The following is a 20,234-nucleotide window of genomic DNA, read 5'->3' on the forward strand; positions in this document are numbered from 1 at the left end:
TCCCCCGGTGATTCAGGAATGTTTTTCTATTTCCGGCGCCGTCACGATAAGCGCCTCATCCGCCCTGGCGAAAGCGCGGGCACGCCGCCAGGTGAGCCAAACTCCTATCACGTAAATCGCGCCAATCAGCGCCAACCCGGTAATATTTTGCCAGGTGAGCAATTGAATCAGCAGGTAGGTGATGGGCGAACCGCCCTGATCCATGGACGCCACCGTGGCGCCGCTGTCTTTCAACGCCCCGGCATTGGCCGCCAGTTGGGTATGCAGCCCAATGGTTTGCGTGGCAATCCATAAGGTGATGCCCATGATAATCACGCCGGAAATCAGGGTGCGGAATAAATTGCCCTGGTGTACCGCCACCGCCATGGCCACAAAGAAACCGATGGTGGCCAGATCGCCAAACGGCAGCACCTGGTTACCCGGCGTTACTACCGCCACCAGTATGGTCAGGGGGATGAAGATCAGGCTGGCCGACACGACCGCGGTATGGCCGAGCAACAGGGCGGGGTCCAATCCGATCAAGAACTCCTGTCCGCCAAAACGGGCCTGCAGACGTTTACGGGCGTGGCGCGCAATGGGCATAAGGCCGTCCATGATGGGTTTAATTACCCGCGGCATCAGCAGCATCACCGCCGCAGTTTTCACCGCCAGTTGCAGTATGGCTTTGGCGTCATAGCCCGCCAGGATGCCGATGATAATCCCCATGACAAACCCGACGGTGACCGGCTCGCCAAAGGGGCCGAAGCGCTTTTGCACATCATCGGCGCTGAAATGAATACGGTTCAGGCCGGGAATACGGTTGATGATGCTGTCCACCAGTACCGCAATCGGCCCCATATACGCCGAGGTTCCGTGCGGTATGGCGATCCCTTCCAGTCCGAAAAACTCCCGGGTGTCCCTGGCGAACCAGTCCCCCAGCTTGTAAACGAAAGCGGCATGCAGCGCCACCCCGGCGATACCCAGCCAATATGAGCCGGTGGCGATATGGATCAGCGCTCCGGTAAAGGTCATATGCCAGATATTCCAGATATCAACGTTAACCACCCTGGTCAAACGGGTAAAGAGCATCAGGATATTGACGCCGATGGCGATGGGAATGGCCACCAGCGCGATTTGGGAGGCCCAGGTCATCGGCGACGACCCCGGCCAGCCGATATCCACCACGCTGAGATTGATATGGAAATTTTCAGCCATGCTCTTGGCCGCCGGACCGATGGAGTCTAGCATCAGGCCGATCACCAGGCCGATACCGACAAAACCGATGCCGATATGCAGGCCCGATTTAAAAGAATCGCCCGGTTTCATGCCGAGTATGATCGAGAAAATGATAATCACAATCGGTAACATCACGGTTGGCCCGAGCGCCAGGATGTAACGCATTACTTCGTTAAACATGATGTCACCCCACAAGTATTTTTATGATTTTTTGCTTTAGTTCATCGATGCCCACGCCCGAGACAAACGGCATACCGTGTACCAGCGGTATGTCGCCGAATTGCCGGTCGACACGCGCAGTGGTACAAATCAAATCTGCGCCGTCCATATAGGTCTCGATTTCGGTCACCCGGCACTGCACTAAATCCAGCTGGATGCCCTGCTCTTCGCATAACTCTTTAATCTCTTCGGCAGCTAATGTGGACGTGGCTACGGCGCCGCCACAGGCGACAATGACTTTACGTTTCACAATGCGATTCCTCGTTTTTTTGGTTTTCATTAAAGATCGACTGGCGAAACACCCTGCCGAGCGATGGCGCATCGGTAGTTAACAATCCTTCTACCAGCGCCGGGTCCTGCAGTCTGCCGAACAGCGTGCGCAGCAATCGCAACTGCTCTGTCGGATGAGTCACCACCAGTGCGATAATCAGCCGAACCGCTACCATGTCGTCGCCGTCCGCCTGCCTGAACTCCACCGGCTGCGCAAGCCGCAGCAGGTAAATTGCCGGCTCCAGGGCGTGCTCAGCCTCGCAGTGCGGAATGGCCACCGCGTGTCGCTCCAGGGAAATACCTGTCGGATATTGGGTTTCACGCGCCTCAAGCGCCGCCCCATAGCCTGGTGTAACAATGCCGGCGGCCAGCAGGGTTGCGCTGATATGCGCCAAGGCCTGGCGATAATCGCTAAACTGTTGGTCCGTACTGACTAGAAGACGAGTGGTTGTCATGCTTTACCCCTCACAGCCATATTGATAAGCACGCAATACGTCCTGGATTTTATCGATGATCAGGCTGCGGGCGTCGGCGGGCAGCGACTGCGCCATTACGCGCTGGAATTGCAGCGGCAAATACTGGCTCAGTAATCCGAGCGGAATGGGAGTCTCGGTCAGGTTGGTCAACAGGCGGTCCACCGCCTGGGCAATACGCTCGTTCGGCCAGTAATAACGGATGCGATCAGACAGGCTGTAATGCAGATCGATCAGCGAGCGAGTGAAGGTCGGGTGATAATATTTTTTCCAATAATGAGGTTCATCTAGCATCACTTCATCAATCACCTCCAGGATGCGGCTGCGTTTTTCCGGCGCTATCAATTCTTGCTCGATGGATGCCAGGGCAAAAATAGCCTCGCGCAGGGCAAACGTCAGCGCCGGGCCGACTTTAAGAATGGCGAAATGACCGGCCACCAGCTCGCTGTAGGCTTCTTGGGACTGGTAATCTGTGGAATGGGCTTCATACACATAAGGCGTATCGGCGATGTAGCGCGACAGCTCCCGCGCCAGCTCCGGACGGAAAGCGATGACCCTGGTATGATCGAACTCGACCCCCGGCTGCACCACCACGCCGATGACCCGGCCAAATGCCTGTTCCAAACCGTAGCGGGCAAACGCTTCGCGATGCGTTTCTATGGTCGCCCTGGCATCCGCCACCGTCGTGACATGCACCTGCCCGATGGCCTGGGATTCGCCGCCCGGCACCGGCACCTCGGTGCCGATCACATAGGTCAGCACCGCTTTTTGCGCCTCGGTGGCCACCGATTCCGCCACGGCACATAACCCGGCCGCGCGTTCGGCGACGGTCAGGGGATCAAGCGGCACCGCATCGCCGGCGCAGGACATGGACGCATCAAGATGAATTTTGCTATAGCCGGCTTTCACATAATCGGCGACCAGGGTTTTGGCCTTTTCCATGGCGCTGGCGGCATCGTCCCCTTGCCAGCAGTTCGGCCCAAGATGATCGCCGCCCAGGATAATGCGGTCATGAGGGAAATCGAGTCCGTCGGCAATCCGGTAGACAAAATCCCTGAAGTCCGCTGGCTTCATGCCGGTATAACCGCCGAATTGATTGACCTGGTTGGATGTGGCCTCGATCAGCACGTGGCGATCGTTCGCCAGATCGAAGCGCAGCGCGGCCTCAATCACCATGGGGTGCGCTGAGCATACAGAACAGATACCTACATGCTCGCCTGCTTTATGCCTTCTGATAATTTCTTTCATATTTCCTCCATTTGATTTCGATTATAATCATTATATTTCGATTATCTAGCAATGCGCATTTTCGATTTTCGTGATCCGTGTCTAAAACATCCTTTGTCGGTGACTGAAAATCAAAAGGCGCGTCCACGCCGATGGCGGAGCGCCGCAAAAAGACCAGCCAGGAAAAAGCGCCGGAGCATAGGATGAGAGAGGAAATTTGTATTTAAATACAATGAAATAATACTTTACGGCACGCCGGCACTGAAAAGAAAATGCCTGTTCGGCGACCATCTGCATGGGCGTAGGGAAGTGGAGGCAGGACGTTGCGGGTCGGAAAAGCGCGGTTCTTGCCGCGCCAGGCCGTCATCGCCGCCCGGCGCGTTGTCTGCGCCGGAGGCGGCTGATTTTATAAAAGCCGTAAGCCGTCGGCCGTCTTAAGCGTCCGGACTTTACTTTCGAATTGTTTCGCTTGCCAAATGAATCTCCCTCGCAGACGCCTTTATGGCCCTGGCCTCCATCCCTTCTTTCTTCACCAGCATCACGCGCCAGGTGCCCATGATCACCGCGCCGGTGAGCGATCCGGCCAGAATACACAGCACCCATAGCACCGGCCGGCTGACCAGCGGCAGGATCAGAAACCCACCGTGGGGAGCCGGTACCTGGATATGCAGGCTATAGCTGAGCACGGAGGAAAGGGACGAGGCCACCATCATGATCGGGATCACACGCAAGGGATCTTTGGCGGCGAAGGGGATGGCCCCCTCGGTGATATGGGTGCAACCAAGGATGTAGTTAACCACGCCGGCGGCGCGCTCCTCTTCGGTGAAGCCGCGTCGGAACAAGGTGGTGGCCAGGGCAATCACCAGCGGCGGAGTAATGCAGGCGGCAGATACTCCGGCCATAAACAGGGTATTGCCCTGCGCCAACAGCAATGTCCCTGTCACATAGGCCGCCTTATTCACCGGCCCGCCGAAATCAAAAGCGCACATCATGCCGACCACGATGCCCAGCAATACCGGATTGGCCTCCTGCATGGCGCTCAGCCAGGCCATCATCCCGTTATTAATACCCGCTACCGACTGGCCTAGCAGCACCATCAGGGCGCCGATGGCAAATACCCCCACCAGCGGCAGGATAAAAATCGACTTCAGCCCTTCGTACTGACGCGGCAGGCCGGCCAGCAGTTTCATCATCGCCAACATCAGATAGCCGGCGGCGAAACCGGCGATGATGCCGCCGAGGAAACCGGCGCCGGTAGCCGTGGCCAGCAAGCCGCCGACAAAGCCGGCCACCATGCCTGGACGCCCAGCAATAGAGGCGGCGATAAAAGCGGTGAAAACCGGTACCATAATGGAAAACGCCTGCTGGCCCACTTTCATTAGCAGCGCGGCAAAAGCGTTATACTCGGACGACTCCGGATTGGACGAATAGATGCCCCATAAAAACGACAGCGCGATCAGAATACCGCCGGCTACTACAAAGGGCAGCATATTGGAAACGCCGCTCATCAGATGCTTATAGATCTGGCGCCCCGCCGATTCATGTTGCCCACCGGCTTCCGCCGTAGTACCGGCCGGCCGGCTTCGCAATGGCGCTTTCCCGGCCAGCACCTGTTCGATCAGCGCCGCGGCGCGCATGATACCTTCTTTAACCGGCACCTCAATCACCGGCTTGCCGTTAAAACGGCCGATATCAATATCCTTATCGGCGGCAACGATGATCCCCAGCGCGTCGCGAATCTCTTCTGCGGTTAATTGATTCTCCACGCCGGAAGCGCCGTTGGTTTCAACTTTAATTTCAACGCCGAGTTTTTGCGCCGCATTTTTTAATGCAACCTCCGCCATAAAGGTATGGGCAATACCCGTAGGACAACCGGTCACCGCCAATATTTTGCTCATAGCATCACCTATTGGATTATTTTAACGTTAACCTGTGGAATATAGTTATGCACCTTTGATAATGTTCCGAGACCTTCGGATTCCGCCACATTTGCACCGGTGGCGGCGGCTTTTTTTAATGCCTGATCCACAGGTCCGTTATATAGCCATTCGCTGAGAAAGGCCGCCAGCGCGGCATCGCCGGCGCAGGCTGAACTTAATACACGTACATTTATCGCATCGCAAAAAAATAAAGACCGTCCGTTGGAAAAATAAAGTCCCTGGGCGCCCATCGTCAGCAGCACATTGCGAGCTCCCAGTTGATGTAACCGGGCGATGGCGACCCTGGCCTGCGCCGCAGTGCTGACGGTAAAACCAAAAATCTCCCGCATTTCTTCATCGTTGGGTTTGATTAATAATGGTCGGAACACCAGCAGCTTCGCCAGCACCGGCGCACTGATGTCCAGAATCACGCCGATATCCCTGCTCTGACACAGCGTAAGCAATTGATGATAGTAACCGCTGTCGATGCCGGGCGGTAAGCTGCCGCTGATCACCAGATAATCCCCTGGGCTGAGGTAGTTTAATTGTGCCAACAATTGCTGCTGGCGCTGTTCATTCACCCGTGCCCCGGGGGATACTAATTTATATTCGTTGCGGCCATCATTGATAAAGACATTAATCCGCGTCGGTTCATCAAGCCAAATAGGACAAACATCGTAGCCTTGGGAATTAAGCTCATCCATAATATAGCGGCCGGTAAAACCACCAAAAAAACCAATTATCCGCGACGGGACATTATAATGCCGCAGCACTATAGAAACATTTACCCCCTTTCCGTTAGGAAAATAATTGACTCCCTGAGTTCTATTTACCACCTGCGGAGCCAACTCCCGGCATTGAATATTCATATCAACTGCCGTATTGAGCGTCAGCGTATAAATCAAGGGCATCCCCTCCCCTTACAATAAAATAAGTCATAAACTGACGATTATAGCCGCCCGGCGCAGCCGCACACATTAATCACCTTTTTTACCACTTCTTTCATGGCCAGTTTCGCCGGCTGGTTATAATGCCGCGGGTCGTTTTCCTGCTGATGCTCCTGGAAATAGCGCTTCAAGGCATCCGAAAAGGCGATTTTCAATTCGGTGGCCACGTTGACCTTGCATACCCCTAGGCCGATGGCGCGGCGGATATCCTCGTCGGACAGCCCCGAGGCCCCGTGCAGCACCAGCGGAATATCCACCCGGCGCTGGATTTCGGCCAGGCGCTCAAAATCAAGACGCGGTTGTTTGGCATACAGGCCATGAGCGGTGCCGATGGCCACCGCCAGCGAATCAATGCCGGTAAGCGCCACGAATTCCGCGGCCTGGGCCGGCGACGTATACAGCGAGTCCTTTTCGTCGACCACCAAACCGTCCTCCATGCCGCCAAGCCGGCCCAGTTCCGCCTCGACACTCGCATCGTAGCGGTGGCAATAGGCCACGACCTCTTTGACCAACGCCACATTGTCCCCGTAGGGCAGATGCGATCCATCGATCATGGCGGAACGGATGCCGCGGCTGACTTTGCTTTCGATATCCCCCAGGGACTCATGGTGATCAAGATGAACAATCAGCGGTATGCGATGCTCGGCGGCAAGGGCGCGGCACAGCGCGACAATGTTATCAACGCCTGCATAACGGTATGTGCCCGGCGTACCCGCCAGCATCACCGGTGCTGAACATTCGGCGGCGGTTTCCACCACCACTTGAAGCGTTTCCAGGTTATGGATGTTAAACGCGGGCACGGCAAAACCTTCGCGCTGCGCTTTCTGCAAGACATTTTTGCTTGAAATAATGTACATACCCGAGTCCTTTTAGTGTTTCGATCCGGCCCGCCGGCGTGATGTAGGATTTTCATAATGAAACCAAAATTAAAAAATCACGCTCTCTTCGCTCAAAAATGTAGCTTCATTCAGCCTGTACTTTCGTGATCGACTTCACTTATTATTAAATAATTTTAATTTTGAAAGTTATTTAATAATTAATACCTTCATTTAAAATATGAATCACTCTCGGAATGATGCCTTACGCCCCGGTCATGCCACGGTAAGGCTATTGAATTACAACAATTTGTGAAGGGCTTCGCACCCCCCAGTCCCGTTGTTGCGGTAACATCATGCTGCTGGGCATAGGTTTAAAAATAAAGGCGGGGATTTACGTATATACTTCACGCTGGTGCGAAAATTTGAGGCGATATCACGGTGTGATGTTGTTGTTATCCATGGGGGAGCATGTGCCGAAACCATCTACCAGCCAACTGAAGCGGCGCCTTGAGATCGCCGAGATGGTGCGTAAAAACCGGGAAATCAAGGTGGATGATTTGTCGGCCCGGTTGGGCGTCTCCGGCGTCACCATCCGTAACGATCTGAATTACCTGGAACAGCAGGGATATCTTAAGCGGTCATTTGGGGGCGCCATCTATACTACCCCTAACGACCTGCCCCATAACGCCACCCAGTCGGGCGGATTGCCTGGGGGCAACCGGGCGGTGGAAATCGAACTGGCGCGCCAGTGCGCGCAGCGTATCGAGGACGGCGATGTCCTATTCCTCGGCCACGGGGAACTGACGCGGAAAATGCTGCCGTTCCTGGCGCCGCTAAAAAATTTAACGTTGCTGATTAACGATCTCAGCCATGCGCAGGCGGCACTGGATTTTATCAACGGCAAAGTGATTCTCGCCGGCGGCAACCTTAATCCGGCGACCAAGGCCCTGCACGGTGATTTACTATTGGCCGCGCTGGATGCTTGCCCCATCACGGTAAGCGTGACCGCCATCGATACCATAGCCGGCGGCGCCGAACTGATGCTGTATGACGAGACGTGGGCGGCAACCTACCGGGCAGTCATGGCCTGCGCCAGTCGGCGCATCGTGCTGTTGCCTAAACGCATGGCGGAACAGGCGGGAGCTTTTCCCGTGGGCCGCCTGGATGATATTAGCTGTATGATCGCGCCGCAGGATGTGATTGCCGAATACCACCAGCCTCTGGTCGCCAACGGGTTGCTCAATCGCTACACCAACAACGAATGTTTCACCTACATCCACGCGGCACTGAACGCTAAAGACTGAGTCATGGGAGTCTGGCTATTATGCGAACGATTTGTACCATCGGTGAAATCCTGGTCGAGTTCCTGGCTAAGGAAATCAATCAGGATTTAACGTTGCCCGGTGAGTTTACCGGCCCGTTCCCAAGCGGTGCGCCGGCGATTTACGCCGATCAGGTTGCCATGCTGGGCTTTCCTTCCATGTTATTTAGCTGCGTGGGCGCGGATACTTTCGGCACGCTTTGCATGAATCGCCTGCGCCGCGACGGGGTGAACATCGCCAATGTGGCGGTGATCCCTGCGGCCGTCACCGGTACCGCTTTTGTCAGTTACCAGAACCAGACCCAGCGTAATTTTATTTTTAATATGACCCAGAGCGCCAATGGGTATCTGAGCGCCGAGTATATCGACGAGCACCAGCTTAGCAACTGCCGGCATCTGCATATCATGGGTTCCTCGCTGTTTTCGTTTCGCATTATCGATGCCATCTGTAAAGCGATTCATCAGATAAAAAATAATCATGGCACCATTTCGTTCGATCCCAATATCCGCAAAGAAATGCTGAATATTCCTGAAATGTCCCAGGCGTTTGATTTTATTATGGAATACACGGATATTTTTCTGCCCAGTGAAAGCGAACTCGACTATTTTGCCGAAAGCGAGGATAAGGACGAGGAGCATGTGGTCGCCAAATTGCTGGCCGACGGGATTGGGCACGTAGTGATTAAACGCGGCGCCAAAGGCGCCAGCTACTATGCCATTGACGGCCGGGGCAAGCGCATCGAACATCATATTCCCGGTTTTAGCGTCGATACCGTTGACCCCACCGGTGCCGGGGACTGTTTTGGCGCCACTTTCGTTTGCCTGCTGCTGGAGGGGTATCCGGTGAAAAAGGCGCTGCGTTTCGCCGCCGCCAGCGGGGCGCTGGCCATATCCCGGCAAGGCCCGATGGAAGGCACGTCCACCCTGCCCGAGCTGGAGCTATTCGTGGCGGCCGGCGGACAGCATTGAAAGCTATCCCGGCACGCCGCCCTCAGACGCGCTGATTGGTACTACAGGGTATCGACGGCGCCGCTTTCATTTAGCGCTTCGGCGCTGCCGTTATCCAGACGCTGGCGCCGCCGCAGATTGGGGAACCAGGCCATCCACAGTCCGACCACCAGCAGGGTGCCGATGCCGCCCAGGGCGGCGGCCGGCACCGCGCCTACCCACGCCGCGAGCAGGCCCGATTCAAATTCCCCCAGCTGGTTGGACGTATTGATAAATATCGAATTGACCGCGCTGACGCGGCCGCGCATGTCGTCCGGGGTATCGAGCTGCACCAGCGCGCCGCGGATTACCATGCTGACCATATCGAAGGCGCCGAGGGCGAACAGCGCCAGCAGCGACAACCAGAGTACGCTGGACAGCGCGAACACCAGCGTCGCGACGCCAAAGCCGGCCACCGCGATAAACATGATCATGCCGACGTGCCGCTCCAGCGAACGGCGGCTTAACCAGAATCCCACCAGCAGCGCACCCACCGCCGGCGCGCCGCGCAGCAGCCCCAGGCCCCATGCGCCGGTGTGCAGGATATCCTTGGCGAAGATCGGCAGCAAAGCGGTGGCGCCCCCCAGCAGCACGGCGAACAGATCCAGCGAAATCACCCCCAGCACATCCGGCCGCGCGCGGATAAAACGCACGCCGGCGAACAGGGTGGCGAAACTGGCCGGCACCCGGCGCGGCGGCGTATGTTCATAATGCAGCCGGCTGACCATGACGATGGATATCAGATAGAGCGCGCCGGCGGCCGCATACACCGTGCCGGCCCCCGCGACGTACAAAAAGCCCCCCAGGGCGGGCCCGACCATCATGGCCGCCTCGCCGGAAGCGGCATTGGCGGCCATGGCGCGCGCCAGCAGCGCCGGCGGCACCAATGCCGGCAGCATTGATTGCAGCGACGGCGCTTCCATGGCCTTGGCCACGGAGATCAGGAAAATCAGCCCGAGGATCACCACTTCATTAACATGGTGGGTCAGGGTCAGCGCCGCCAGCGCCGCGATGGCCAGCCATTCGGCCAGTTGGCCGAACAGCACGATGCGCCGGCGATCGAACTGGTCCGCCACATGGCCGGCCGGCAGCGCCAGGGCGACCGACGGCAAAAACTGCGCCAGGCCGATCAGGCCCAGATCCAGCGCGCGCCCGGTGATGGAATAGATTTGCCAGCTCACTGCGATGGACAGCATCTGGAAGCCGAAGCTGGAACCGGTACGGGCCAGCCAGAACGCGACAAAAGAACGATGGTGCAACAGCGAGTCCGCGCTGGCGGTAGCAGAAGAAGGCATGGCGAATCCTGATGGTAAATGAGTATAGTCGTGCCCAAAAAATAACGGTCGTACCCGGAGCGGGAGGTTCAGCTTAACGTACTTGCCGCGGTTTTCACCATATCAATCAGTGCTAAAACGGTTTTTTCGCCCCGGGCCGCCGGCGGAAAAAAGATGACCCGGCGGCCTGCGATAGGCCGTCGGGTCATAGCGGTTATTTACGCCTGAAATCAGCGTATTTGGACGTTACTTAACCGTAAACACGTAAGCGCCATGGGTTTTATGGCCGTCAACGGACACCACGTGCCATTTCACCTGGTACCGGCCGGCGGCTAGCGGCGCGGCCAGCGGCACGATTAGCCGGGTATTGGCCGCGCCGTCGATTTGCGGTTTCCCGGTCGCCACCGCCGTATTATCGGCCAAGGCGAGCTCTACGCCGCTAAACGCGGGTTCCACGCCTTCGGTGAATTCCAGGGTAAGCTTATCGGGCGCGGCCGACACGGTGCTGCTGGCGGCGGGCGTTTGGGTTTTCAGATGAGCGTGGGCCAGCGCCTGCTGGGAAAGCAGCGCCCCGGCCAACAGGATGGCCGTTGGCAGCAGCGTGCCTTTACTAAAAAAAGCATGGCGCTTCAAGGTATGGCAATGCATATTAAATCCCTTTTTGATCAATCAAATACAATCCCGCCCCGCCGCCCGAAGCCGATAAAAGGCGACGGGCGCGTTGCTGCGCCATAACGGCGCCGGCGGGTAACATCGTCGGTTATGATTAAAAGACAGGGATTCGGGCCGGGGGTCCGCGGGCCAGGAAAGCAGGGAACACCAGGCGGGCAAGCAGCGGCGCCCCCGGTTGCGCCGGCGGCGGCCCGGCGGTCGATACCGCCGACCAGAACAGGGCGACGCCCGCCGCATCCAGCAGCGGTAAATGAATTAATAATAAACAATATCCGCAGGCGAAATCCGCCGACATCGGCATGGAGTGGGGCAACGATCCGCCGCGATCGGGATGCCGCGGGAACGGGGCATGGGCCATGGCATGGCCCATGGTATCAGCGCTAACGGCATCGCCGACGGCATGGCCCATTTCCCGGCCATCCAGCATGCCGCCAGGCGCAGCGCCGGCGCGGGCGCGCTCCAGTGATTGTGATATCACCGGCGCAATAAACAGCATCAGTAATGCCCAGATGCCCAGCCAGGCGGCGCAGCGGCCGCGGCGCGCGGGATAACGCGTTATCGGCGCCACCGCGGCCGGCAAAGGGAACATAACAACTGGATAATTATAAGCATTCTCATTTGCCTATAGTAAAACACTTAATGCAGTAAAGGAGCCGCCGGCCAAAAAATATTTTGCCCGCGGCCGTTCAGCGGCACCCGGGTGAAAAGGCATCCCGCAGCGCGGCGATATGTTCGGGGCCGATGCCGCAGCATCCCCCCACCACGGTGGCACCCTGCCCGACCCAGCGGCGCGCCCACCCCAGGTAATGTCGCGGGTCGAGATCGTCCCTGATGGCCGAAATGCCGGCATAGGGCTGGTCCGACGGCGGTTCGGGCATAAAGGCATTGGCATAGACCCCCAGCGCCGCCGCGGGGGTGGACGACGCATCAATCACGCGCCTGGCGGCGACGATCGCCTCGCCCATCGCCTCCGGCTGGCTGCAATTAAACAAGATCCCCGCGGCGCCCGCCGCCAGCGTCGCCGCCGCGGCGGCGGCCACCGGTTCGCCCGACCGCAGCTCCGCCGGCCCGGTGCGCCCGGCTTCGTCCTTAAGGGTATAAGCGATATAGACCGGCAGCGCGCTGACGCGTTTAACGGCGTTCAGCGCCGTCAGGGCCTCCAGCGTGGAACTCTGCGTTTCGATGAGCCAAAAGTCGACCCAGGGCAGCAGCCCCGCGATCAGCGGCGCCAGGATCTCGTCCGCCCGATCGGGAATAAATTTTTCCGGCCGGTAGCTCTCGAACAGCGGCGGCAGCGAGCCGGCCACCCGCACCGGATATAGGGGAGCGGCGGCGTTGGCCCGGTCGGCCGCCGCGCGGGCCAGTTGCCCCGCCAATCCCGCCAGGGACTGCGCCTGCCGGGCAAACCGCGCCTCGCCCAGCATATGCGGCACCAGGCCAAAGGTATTGGTGGTCAGCACCTGCGCGCCGCTATCGGCATAAATTTGATGCGCCCGCGCCACGTACTCCGGGGCTTCGATCAGCGACAGCGCCGACCACTCCGGCAGGCGAAACGGCGCCCCCAGCTGCTCCAGCAGGCGGCCCATGCCGCCGTCAAGCAGCGTAATCGCGCCGCGTATTACCGTACTGCCTTCGTCGCCCATGGCGGCTCCTTAATCAGGGGGAAAGGGGAATATCCGCGATCTAGCGCTGCGGGCCGCGCGGCCGGTAGCCCTGGCCGAAATGGCGCTCCAGCCGCCCCTGCGCCAGCTCAAGCACCATCGACATCAGCCAGTAGATGGCCGCCGCCGCCGTCAGCATTTCCATATAATGATAGGTGCTGCGGCCATAGGATTGCGCCAGAAAATTAAGCTCCCATAACCCCATCAACGACACCAACGATGAATCTTTCAGCATGGAAATAAACAGCGAGCCCACCGGCGGGACAATAATACGCAGCGCCTGCGGGGCGATAATATGGGTAGCAATCACGCTGCGCGGCAGCCCCAGCGCCATGGCGGCCTCCGTCTGCCCGCGGGGGATGGCGATCACCCCGCCGCGGATGGTTTCGGCCAGATAGGCGCCGTAATTGAGCGACAGGGCGATAATGCCCGAACTGAAGGCCCCCAGCACGATGCCCGCCTGCGGCAGGGCCAGATAAATAATCAGTACCTGCACCAGCAGCGGCGTGCCGCGAAACAGCGACGTATAAAACGTGGCGCAGCCAAAAGCGATGGCGCTGGAGGATAACCGGCCCGCGGCGGTAATAATGCCCAGCAGCGTGCAAAACAGCATGGCGACGGCGGTTATCACCAGGGTCAGCGCCGCGCCCTGGATAAAACCGTCCGGCGACAAATGCAGCCCCAGCATAAACGGCAGCTTTTGCCGGATCAGGCCAAAATCCAGATCCATGCGAGAAAACAGCCCCAGCAGCAGCGTCAGCAATAATACCCAGGTCGCCAGGGTGCGCAACCGAAACCCGGCGCGATGCCGTTCCGGGGCGATCGCCGCATCGGCGCCAAGCTTGGATGGGTTCGGGGAAGCGGCGGGGGTCGGCACCATTATGGCGCGGCCCGGGTAATATCTTCCCCCAGCCAATGGCGGGAAATTTTGGCCAGCGTACCGTCGGCGCGCAGGGCATTCACCGTATCCGCCACGGTTTGATCCCACTGCGCGTCCCCTTTATCGGTCGCCACCCAGTTGGGTTCGGCATACAGCTCGGCGACGATGCGGAAACGATCGCTTTTGGCGATGCGGGCGTTGGCGGTGGCCAGATCGGAAACGATGGCGTCCAGGCGGGTGCCGGCCCCCAACGCCAGATTCTGGAAGGCGACGGTTTCATCCGTCGGTACAATCTGCACCCGGTCAAACGGGAAGCTAATAGGCGCGGCCCCCGGGATCGCCAGCGATTTATTCAGGTAATTCTCATAACTCGATCCGATGCCGACGCCCACTTTTTTATTGTTTAAATCGGCGGCGCCCTTGATGTTTTTCTCGTCTTTATTGACCACCAGCACCGCCGGCGAACTGTAATAGGGCACCGGGAAATTCAGCACTTTGGCGCGCTCGGTATTGGGCGTCATGGAACAGATGCACACATCCCACCGCCCCTGCCATTTGCCGCCGACGATAGTCTCCCAGCCCGGCGTGGCCAGTTCCAGCTTCACGCCGAGCTTTTGCGCCACCGCCTTGGCGACATCGACGTCAAAACCCGCGAGCCGGTTATTTTCGTCGATAAAGCCAAACGGCGGATAGTCGTTGACCAGCACGTCGCGCAGCACTTTGGTCTGGTTGACCCGGTCAAGTGTCGGGCCGGCCAACGCCGCCCCCGCGCCGGCCAGCGACCCTAGAAGGCCCAGCAGCCAGGCTATTACAGTATGTTTCATCGTGGTTCCCGTGGGGTCGATAACGCGACCCGTTAATTGCGTTTGAACACCTGGCTGAAGCGGCTGAGAAACGCCTCCGACGCCGCCCCGCCGATTTCCACGCGGCTGGCATCCGGATGCAGGGTCGCCAGTTTGGGTAAATGCTCCGGCGCGTTGGCGTCAGGATGAGTGGGCCAATAGGCGCCGGCCTGCGCCACCAGTTCCTGCCCTTCCACGCTGGTCAGGGTTTCCATCAGCAGTTTGCCCGCGTTGGGATGGGGCGAACCATTGAACAGCCCTACCGGCTGAAGCAGTTGGATGGCGCCTTCATCCAGAATATAAAAATCGATCGGCTGGCCTTTTTCGCGCGCGGCAATCACGTTTTGCGAAGACACCATGGGCGACAGCGTCCGCTCGCCGGTGGCGATCAGCCGCGCCGAGTCGGCGTTGCCCCGCGTAAACAGAATATTCTGCTGCGCCAGTGCGGCCAGTAAATCCCAATTCATTTTACCGTTATCCAGCAGGGTCAGGAAAAAGGCCTGATTCGACGCGGCGACCTTGGGATCACCCAGCAGCAGCTGGTCTTTCCAGCGCGGATCGGTAAAGCCCTTAAGGTTGTGCGGCAACACCGATTTATCCGGAAAAGCACGGCTATTGTATGCGGCGGTCAGCAACGCGACGGTGGTGATGTAATACGCCCCGTCGTTATCCCGGTATTGGGCGGGGAATTTGTCGAAATCGCTGACTCTATACGGCGCGAGATAGCCTTTTTTCTTCCATTCGTCGGCCACGAAGGTTTCGTTAATCATCACCACATCGGCCAGCGTCTTGCCGGCGGCCTTTTCGGATTCGATGGTGGGGATCAGATCAAGCGACTGTTTCTGCACGATTTTCAGGCTGATATCGGGAAAGTTTTTCTGCCAGAAGTCGGCCAGCTGCTGGTTGGTGTCTTTACGGAAGGTATTATAAAACACCACTTGTTTTTCGGGTTTGGCGGCGTCGTAAAGCGCAGAGAAACGTTGAGCCAGCGGCTCCGCGTGGGCGGGGGCCAGCGCGGCCCAGGCCAGGGCTGATAATAGGCCCAGCGTACGTCGGTTAAACATAAAGTATTAAGCTCCAGGTCGAGAAAAAGAATGCGCCAGCGCGGATGTGCCGCGCCCATGGGCGGCGCGAGGCAACCGCGGATTTTGCCGGCGGTTGAGCGTATTCACCGGGTTTCCCGCGGCGCCAGGCCGGCGGCGTGGCGTCCCGCCACCTGGCCGGTAATAAAACATTCGGCCAGATTGCCCGCCGCCAGGTATAAAAACCCCCAGATGCTGCCCAATTCGCCGGCGGCGTACAGCCGGGGAATCGGCTCGCCGTAGGGATTGACCACGCGCTGTTGCGCGTCGTGGGCCGGGCCGCCCTGAGTATTGTTGACCAGCGGCCACAGGCGGCCAACGTAAAAGGGCGCCGTTTTCACCGGCAGCATGCTCGACGCGGGCCGGCCGAATTCGTCCGCCTCGCCCCGCTCGCACTGGGCATTCCATCGGTCCAGGGTCGCGCCCAGGGTGGCGCCGTCGGTGCCGATCAGCGCCGCCAGTTCGTCGATGGAAGCGGCGGTTTGCAGGATGCCGTTGGCGACTTCCTTGAGGTTATCCTCGCTCCAGGCATACGGCGTGAACGCGCGATCGTTGAGTACCGCCTGCCCCAGGGGATAGCGTTTACGTCCCTCCTCGTCAACGATAAGAAACGCCGGAATATTGGGGAATTGCCGGGTGACCGGGTCAAACTGGTCCAGCGGCCGGTGGCCGGTATCCTGCAAGTACGGGTGGTATTCATTCATAAACCGCTCGCCCCGTTTATTGACCATAATCCAGGACATCGCCACCTGCGGCGCGGAAACCTCCGGCAACCAGTCGGGCAGGCGCTTCACGCGCAGGGCGAACGGATAATCGGGATCGACATGGCGAAACCCGTACGAGCCGTGAAAATGCCACATATGCCACAGATCGGCGCCGACGGATTGCGCCATGCGGATACCGTCGCCGGTATTGGCCCGGGTGGCCGCGGACATCACCGGGCGGATCTGCCAGTATTTGCGTTGCATTTCCGGCGCCGCCTCGAACCCGCCGGTAGCCAGGATCACGCCGCGCCGGGCGCCGACAGAACGCTCCCCGTCGCCCTGACGCACCGTCAGGCCGGTGACCTCGCCCTCCGGCCCGGTAACCAGGCGTCCGGCGGCGGCGGACAGGCGTACTTCGATGCCGCGGGCGCGGATATTATCGTGCAGCAATTTGAAGACGTTCGGCCCCAGCAGGCGTCCGCGCGCATGGGGGTATTCCCGCTGCGCGTCGAAGCCCGGGATCTCCGCCACCTCGACGATGCCCAGCGCGTCATGGCCGGGGAACGGGTAGTTGCCGCCGCGCTCGCGCACCACGATGCTGGCATCGTTGATTTTGGCCAGCTCCCGGAAATAGGCTTCCAACCCGATCATGCCGTCGGTCATCATATCGATCACCGCGTCGGGCACGTCCGGCCCGGCCGTTTCGCGCAAATAGGCGCGGCCCGGTTCGCGGTCGGTGACGATTCTTATCCCGCCGCCCGAACAGATGGAAATGCCGCCGGGATCGGGCATTTTTTCGATCAACAATACATGTGCGCCGCTATCGTGGGCGGCCAGGGCCGCCGCGGCGCCGGCAAAACCGAATCCGACGACAATTACGTCAAAATACTCGTCAAATAGCGTTTCCCCTGCTGCGGATTGGTTCATATCACCCCTGTTGATGGTTGGTTATTCATTGGTGGAAATAGTCTGGCCCGAGACTTTCCAGACGATGCCCAGGACCGCGACGCTGATGACGACAATCACCACCGACAAACTGGCGGCCAGTTCAATAGAGCCGTCGGAGATATATTGCATGATCACCGTGGACATGACCTGGCTGTCGGTTTGCGCCAGCAGAACCGACATCGACAGTTCGCGGATGCTGAGCGAAAACACCAACACCCAGCCGATACCCACCGAGACGCGCAGCAGCGGCAGCGTAATATCCAGAATGATGCGCAGCCAGCCGGCGCCGGCGATCCGCGCGGCCTCCTCCAGCTCCACGGCGATTTGGCGCAGCGCGGTGCGCGCCAGCACAAAGGCCACCGGCAGCTGCTTGGCGGTATAGGCGATCAGCAGCAGGGCCAGGGTGCCGTACAGCACGCCGACGTAGCCGAGCATGATGCCGACGCCGAAGGCGATGGAAGGGAACCCGTAGGCAATCATGATCAGCACCGTAACCACGCCGCGCCCCGCCAGTTGGGTGCGTTCCACTACCCAGGCGCAGATGGTCGCCAGGCTGGCGCACAGCGTGGCGGTGGCAAAGGCCAGCAGCAGGCTGTTTTTCAGGGCGCCGAACGCGCCGTCGCTTTGGTTAAGTAAATGGCGATAGTTATCCAGCGCCAGGTTGCTCAGGGTAATATCCATACCGAGCACTTTGAGCAGGGAAAGCAGCAATAGCGACCCCAGCGGCAGGATCACGCTGACGAAGATCACCGCCAGCACCAGGATCAGCAGCGGCCAGCGCCAGCGCCCCAGCGGAATGACCTGCCCTTTGGTGGCCTTGCCGCTAAGGGTGCGGTAATCGTCCCGCCCGATAAACAGGCGCTGCGCCGCCAGGCACACCAGGGTATAGAGCACAATGGGCACGGCGATGGCCGCCGCCAGGTTCAGCCGCGGCGGGAAAGACAGCAAATCATACAGCTTGGTGGTCAGCACCGAAAAATTGGCCATGGTGCCGATTACGGCGGGCGCGCCGAACGACGACAGGGTATCGAGCATCACCAGGATGGTGCTGGCCAGGATCGCCGGCAACACCAGCGGCAGCGTGATGGTCATGGCGCTGCGCCACCGGCCGGCCCCGAGAATCCGCGCCGCCTGCTCATAGCTGGAGTCGACGTTATTGAGCGCCGACAGCACCGAGAAAAACACCAGCGGATACAGATGGATGGTTTCAATCAGCACCAGTCCGTTGAAACTGATAATGTCAAACGGCGGCGCGGAGAGGCCCAGCAGGCTTTTCAGCAGCAGATTGATATAACCGGAATTGGGCGCGGCGAGGAACAGCCAGGCGATGACGGTAATAAATGTCGGGATGACAAAAGTGATCCCCACCGAGGCGATAATAAAACCTTTAAACGGCGTATCGGTACGCGCCACCACCCAGGCCAGGAGGGTGCCGACAATCGCGGTGCCCAGCACCACGCTTATCACCAGCCGCACCGAATTCCACGCCGCCGCCAGCATGCCGGGCTCGTGCAGCACGGCGTCGAAGGTCGCCAGGGTAAAATGCCCGTCCTCCCCGGTCAGGCTGAATTTAAACAGCCAGGCCAGCGGATAGGCCACGATCCCCAGTAAGACCAGGATCGCCGCGCTAATAATCAGCCACTTGACCGGCTGAAAAGACAACCGGCCGGCACCCGCGCCCGGAAAGCGCAATGACTCTTCAACGCGGCTCATGGCAGCACCCACACCCGGTCGTCTTCGATGGCGACGTCGATAGCGGGGCCATCGCCGGGCGGCAAATCGCGGAATTCGGCGCCGATGGCCTCCTCTCCCAGTCGTAGGGTGACGTCATAGTGATTACCGAGAAACTGCGTCTTTTCCACCACCAGGCGCGCGCCCCCCGGCCGCAGCTGGAAGTCCTGCGGCCGCACCACTACGCTGCGCCGCTGGCCCAGCCATGCGGCGCGCGGGCTGTCTTCCCCCACCCGCGCCCAGCAGCTCAAGTCGGCGTCCAGCGCCACCCGCACCCGCGGCGCGGACGGATCGACCTCGATAACCACGCCTTCGAGAATATTGGCCCGGCCGATAAATTGCGCGACGAACCGGGTGGCCGGCTGCTGCCAGATTTGCACCGGGGTGCCGATCTGTTCGATGCGCCCGGCGTTCATCACCACGATGCGATCCGCCAACACCAGCGCTTCATCCTGATCGTGGGTGACATACAGCATGGTCACGCCGACCCGGGCCTGGAGCGCTTTGAGTTCGGTGCGCATAACCTGGCGCATCGCTGCGTCCAGGTTGGATAGGGGCTCGTCCATCAGTAACAGGGACGGTTCGGTTACCAGCGATCGCGCCAGGGCCACGCGCTGCTGCTGTCCCCCGCTCAGATCGGCCGGTTTGCGATCGGCGTAACCGCCCAGATTGACGATATCCAGCATGCGGTTAACCCGGCGGGTTATCTGTTCCGATTTCATGCCGGCGATTTGCAAGCCGTAGGCCACGTTATTAAAGACCGTCTTGTGGGGCCAAATGGCATAGTTCTGGAACATCATGCCGAGCTGCCGCTTTTCCGGCGGCAGCAGATAACGCCGGCTTGCCGCCAGGCGTCCGTTTAAGTGAATTTCGCCCGCGTCGGGCTGCAGGAAACCGGCCACCATGCGCAGCGTCGTGGTTTTGCCGCAACCGCTTGGACCGAGTAATACCACCAGCTCGCCGGGAGCGATGGATAAATCGATGTCGTCGACGGCGGTATGATGGCCCATTGATTTGCGTAACCCGCGTAGTGCGAGTCTTGGC

Annotated in this window: 19 protein-coding genes; 2 read left to right on the forward strand and 17 right to left on the reverse strand. The window is 59.3% G+C overall.

Translation table 11 applies throughout. From position 1 onward, the window contains the following. Nucleotides 1-12: 12 nt before the first annotated feature. The 7 genes from ACL2XP_RS16500 to ACL2XP_RS16530 all read right to left on the reverse strand — a co-directional run bounded on the left by ACL2XP_RS16500 (nt 13) and on the right by ACL2XP_RS16530 (nt 7,127). Nucleotides 13-1,395, reverse strand: a complete 1,383-nt coding sequence (locus tag ACL2XP_RS16500) for a galactitol-specific PTS transporter subunit IIC (protein ID WP_413733941.1) — start codon at nt 1,393-1,395, stop codon at nt 13-15. Between the two features lie 4 nt (nt 1,396-1,399). Further along, complete coding sequence (gene gatB, locus ACL2XP_RS16505; protein WP_413733942.1) at nt 1,400-1,684, reverse strand: PTS galactitol transporter subunit IIB; 285 nt, start codon at nt 1,682-1,684, stop codon at nt 1,400-1,402. Then, nucleotides 1,674-2,159, reverse strand: a complete 486-nt coding sequence (gene gatA, locus ACL2XP_RS16510) for a PTS galactitol transporter subunit IIA (protein ID WP_413733944.1) — start codon at nt 2,157-2,159, stop codon at nt 1,674-1,676. The genes gatB and gatA overlap by 11 nt, the downstream gene beginning before the upstream one ends. 3 nt (nt 2,160-2,162) lie before the next feature. After that, nucleotides 2,163-3,425, reverse strand: a complete 1,263-nt coding sequence (gene gatZ / locus ACL2XP_RS16515; RefSeq protein ID WP_413733945.1) for a tagatose-bisphosphate aldolase subunit GatZ — start codon at nt 3,423-3,425, stop codon at nt 2,163-2,165. Nucleotides 3,426-3,853: 428 nt separating this feature from the next. Further along, nucleotides 3,854-5,302, reverse strand: coding sequence for a PTS fructose transporter subunit IIC (locus tag ACL2XP_RS16520; protein ID WP_413733946.1), 1,449 nt, complete (start codon nt 5,300-5,302; stop codon nt 3,854-3,856). Between the two features lie 8 nt (nt 5,303-5,310). Continuing rightward, nucleotides 5,311-6,228 carry a 1-phosphofructokinase gene (gene pfkB, locus ACL2XP_RS16525; RefSeq protein ID WP_413739193.1) on the reverse strand — a complete coding sequence of 306 codons (918 nt, stop codon included), beginning with the start codon at nt 6,226-6,228 and terminating at the stop codon, nt 5,311-5,313. A 44-nt stretch (nt 6,229-6,272) separates the two neighbouring features. Then, on the reverse strand, nt 6,273-7,127 hold the full coding sequence (locus ACL2XP_RS16530; RefSeq protein ID WP_413733947.1) for a tagatose bisphosphate family class II aldolase: 855 nt from the start codon (nt 7,125-7,127) through the stop codon (nt 6,273-6,275). Between the two features lie 431 nt (nt 7,128-7,558). Here ACL2XP_RS16530 and ACL2XP_RS16535 point away from each other — a divergent pair, with 431 nt between their 5' ends. Further along, a complete protein-coding gene (locus ACL2XP_RS16535) occupies nt 7,559-8,392 on the forward strand; it encodes a DeoR/GlpR family DNA-binding transcription regulator (protein WP_413733948.1) in 834 nt (277 codons plus the stop codon). A gap of 20 nt (nt 8,393-8,412) precedes the next feature. Beyond that, the gene (locus ACL2XP_RS16540) at nt 8,413-9,378 is read left to right on the forward strand and encodes a sugar kinase (protein ID WP_413733950.1); all 966 of its coding nucleotides are present in this window, start codon (nt 8,413-8,415) and stop codon (nt 9,376-9,378) included. 41 nt (nt 9,379-9,419) lie between these two features. Here the strand turns inward: ACL2XP_RS16540 and ACL2XP_RS16545 are convergent, their stop codons facing one another. The 10 genes from ACL2XP_RS16545 to ACL2XP_RS16590 form a co-directional block, all read right to left on the reverse strand. Then, a complete protein-coding gene (locus tag ACL2XP_RS16545) occupies nt 9,420-10,691 on the reverse strand; it encodes an MFS transporter (protein WP_413733951.1) in 1,272 nt (423 codons plus the stop codon). A 225-nt stretch (nt 10,692-10,916) separates the two neighbouring features. Further along, entirely contained in the window at nt 10,917-11,318 is a 402-nt protein-coding gene (gene copC / locus ACL2XP_RS16550) for a copper homeostasis periplasmic binding protein CopC (protein WP_413733953.1), read from the reverse strand. A gap of 118 nt (nt 11,319-11,436) precedes the next feature. Next, complete coding sequence (locus ACL2XP_RS16555; RefSeq protein WP_413733954.1) at nt 11,437-11,931, reverse strand: DUF2946 family protein; 495 nt, start codon at nt 11,929-11,931, stop codon at nt 11,437-11,439. Between the two features lie 97 nt (nt 11,932-12,028). Next, the gene (locus ACL2XP_RS16560) at nt 12,029-12,985 is read right to left on the reverse strand and encodes a homocysteine S-methyltransferase family protein (protein ID WP_413733955.1); all 957 of its coding nucleotides are present in this window, start codon (nt 12,983-12,985) and stop codon (nt 12,029-12,031) included. 40 nt (nt 12,986-13,025) lie between these two features. Then, on the reverse strand, nt 13,026-13,883 hold the full coding sequence (locus ACL2XP_RS16565) for an amino acid ABC transporter permease (protein ID WP_413733957.1): 858 nt from the start codon (nt 13,881-13,883) through the stop codon (nt 13,026-13,028). Next, entirely contained in the window at nt 13,883-14,707 is an 825-nt protein-coding gene (locus ACL2XP_RS16570; RefSeq protein ID WP_413733958.1) for a transporter substrate-binding domain-containing protein, read from the reverse strand. The genes ACL2XP_RS16565 and ACL2XP_RS16570 overlap by 1 nt, the downstream gene beginning before the upstream one ends. Before the next feature lie 32 nt (nt 14,708-14,739). Continuing rightward, a complete protein-coding gene (locus ACL2XP_RS16575; protein ID WP_413733959.1) occupies nt 14,740-15,789 on the reverse strand; it encodes an ABC transporter substrate-binding protein in 1,050 nt (349 codons plus the stop codon). Between the two features lie 104 nt (nt 15,790-15,893). Then, nucleotides 15,894-17,438: an FAD-dependent oxidoreductase gene (locus tag ACL2XP_RS16580; protein WP_413733960.1), complete on the reverse strand. Its 1,545-nt coding sequence runs from the start codon at nt 17,436-17,438 to the stop codon at nt 15,894-15,896. A 21-nt stretch (nt 17,439-17,459) separates the two neighbouring features. Then, the gene (locus ACL2XP_RS16585) at nt 17,460-19,172 is read right to left on the reverse strand and encodes an ABC transporter permease (protein WP_413733961.1); all 1,713 of its coding nucleotides are present in this window, start codon (nt 19,170-19,172) and stop codon (nt 17,460-17,462) included. After that, nucleotides 19,169-20,200 carry an ABC transporter ATP-binding protein gene (locus ACL2XP_RS16590; protein ID WP_413733963.1) on the reverse strand — a complete coding sequence of 344 codons (1,032 nt, stop codon included), beginning with the start codon at nt 20,198-20,200 and terminating at the stop codon, nt 19,169-19,171. Before ACL2XP_RS16590 ends, ACL2XP_RS16585 begins: the two co-directional genes overlap by 4 nt. Between the last annotated feature and the right edge of the window lie 34 nt (nt 20,201-20,234).

The organism is Sodalis sp. RH21 (genome assembly GCF_047324175.1).
Lineage (GTDB): Bacteria > Pseudomonadota > Gammaproteobacteria > Enterobacterales > Enterobacteriaceae > Acerihabitans.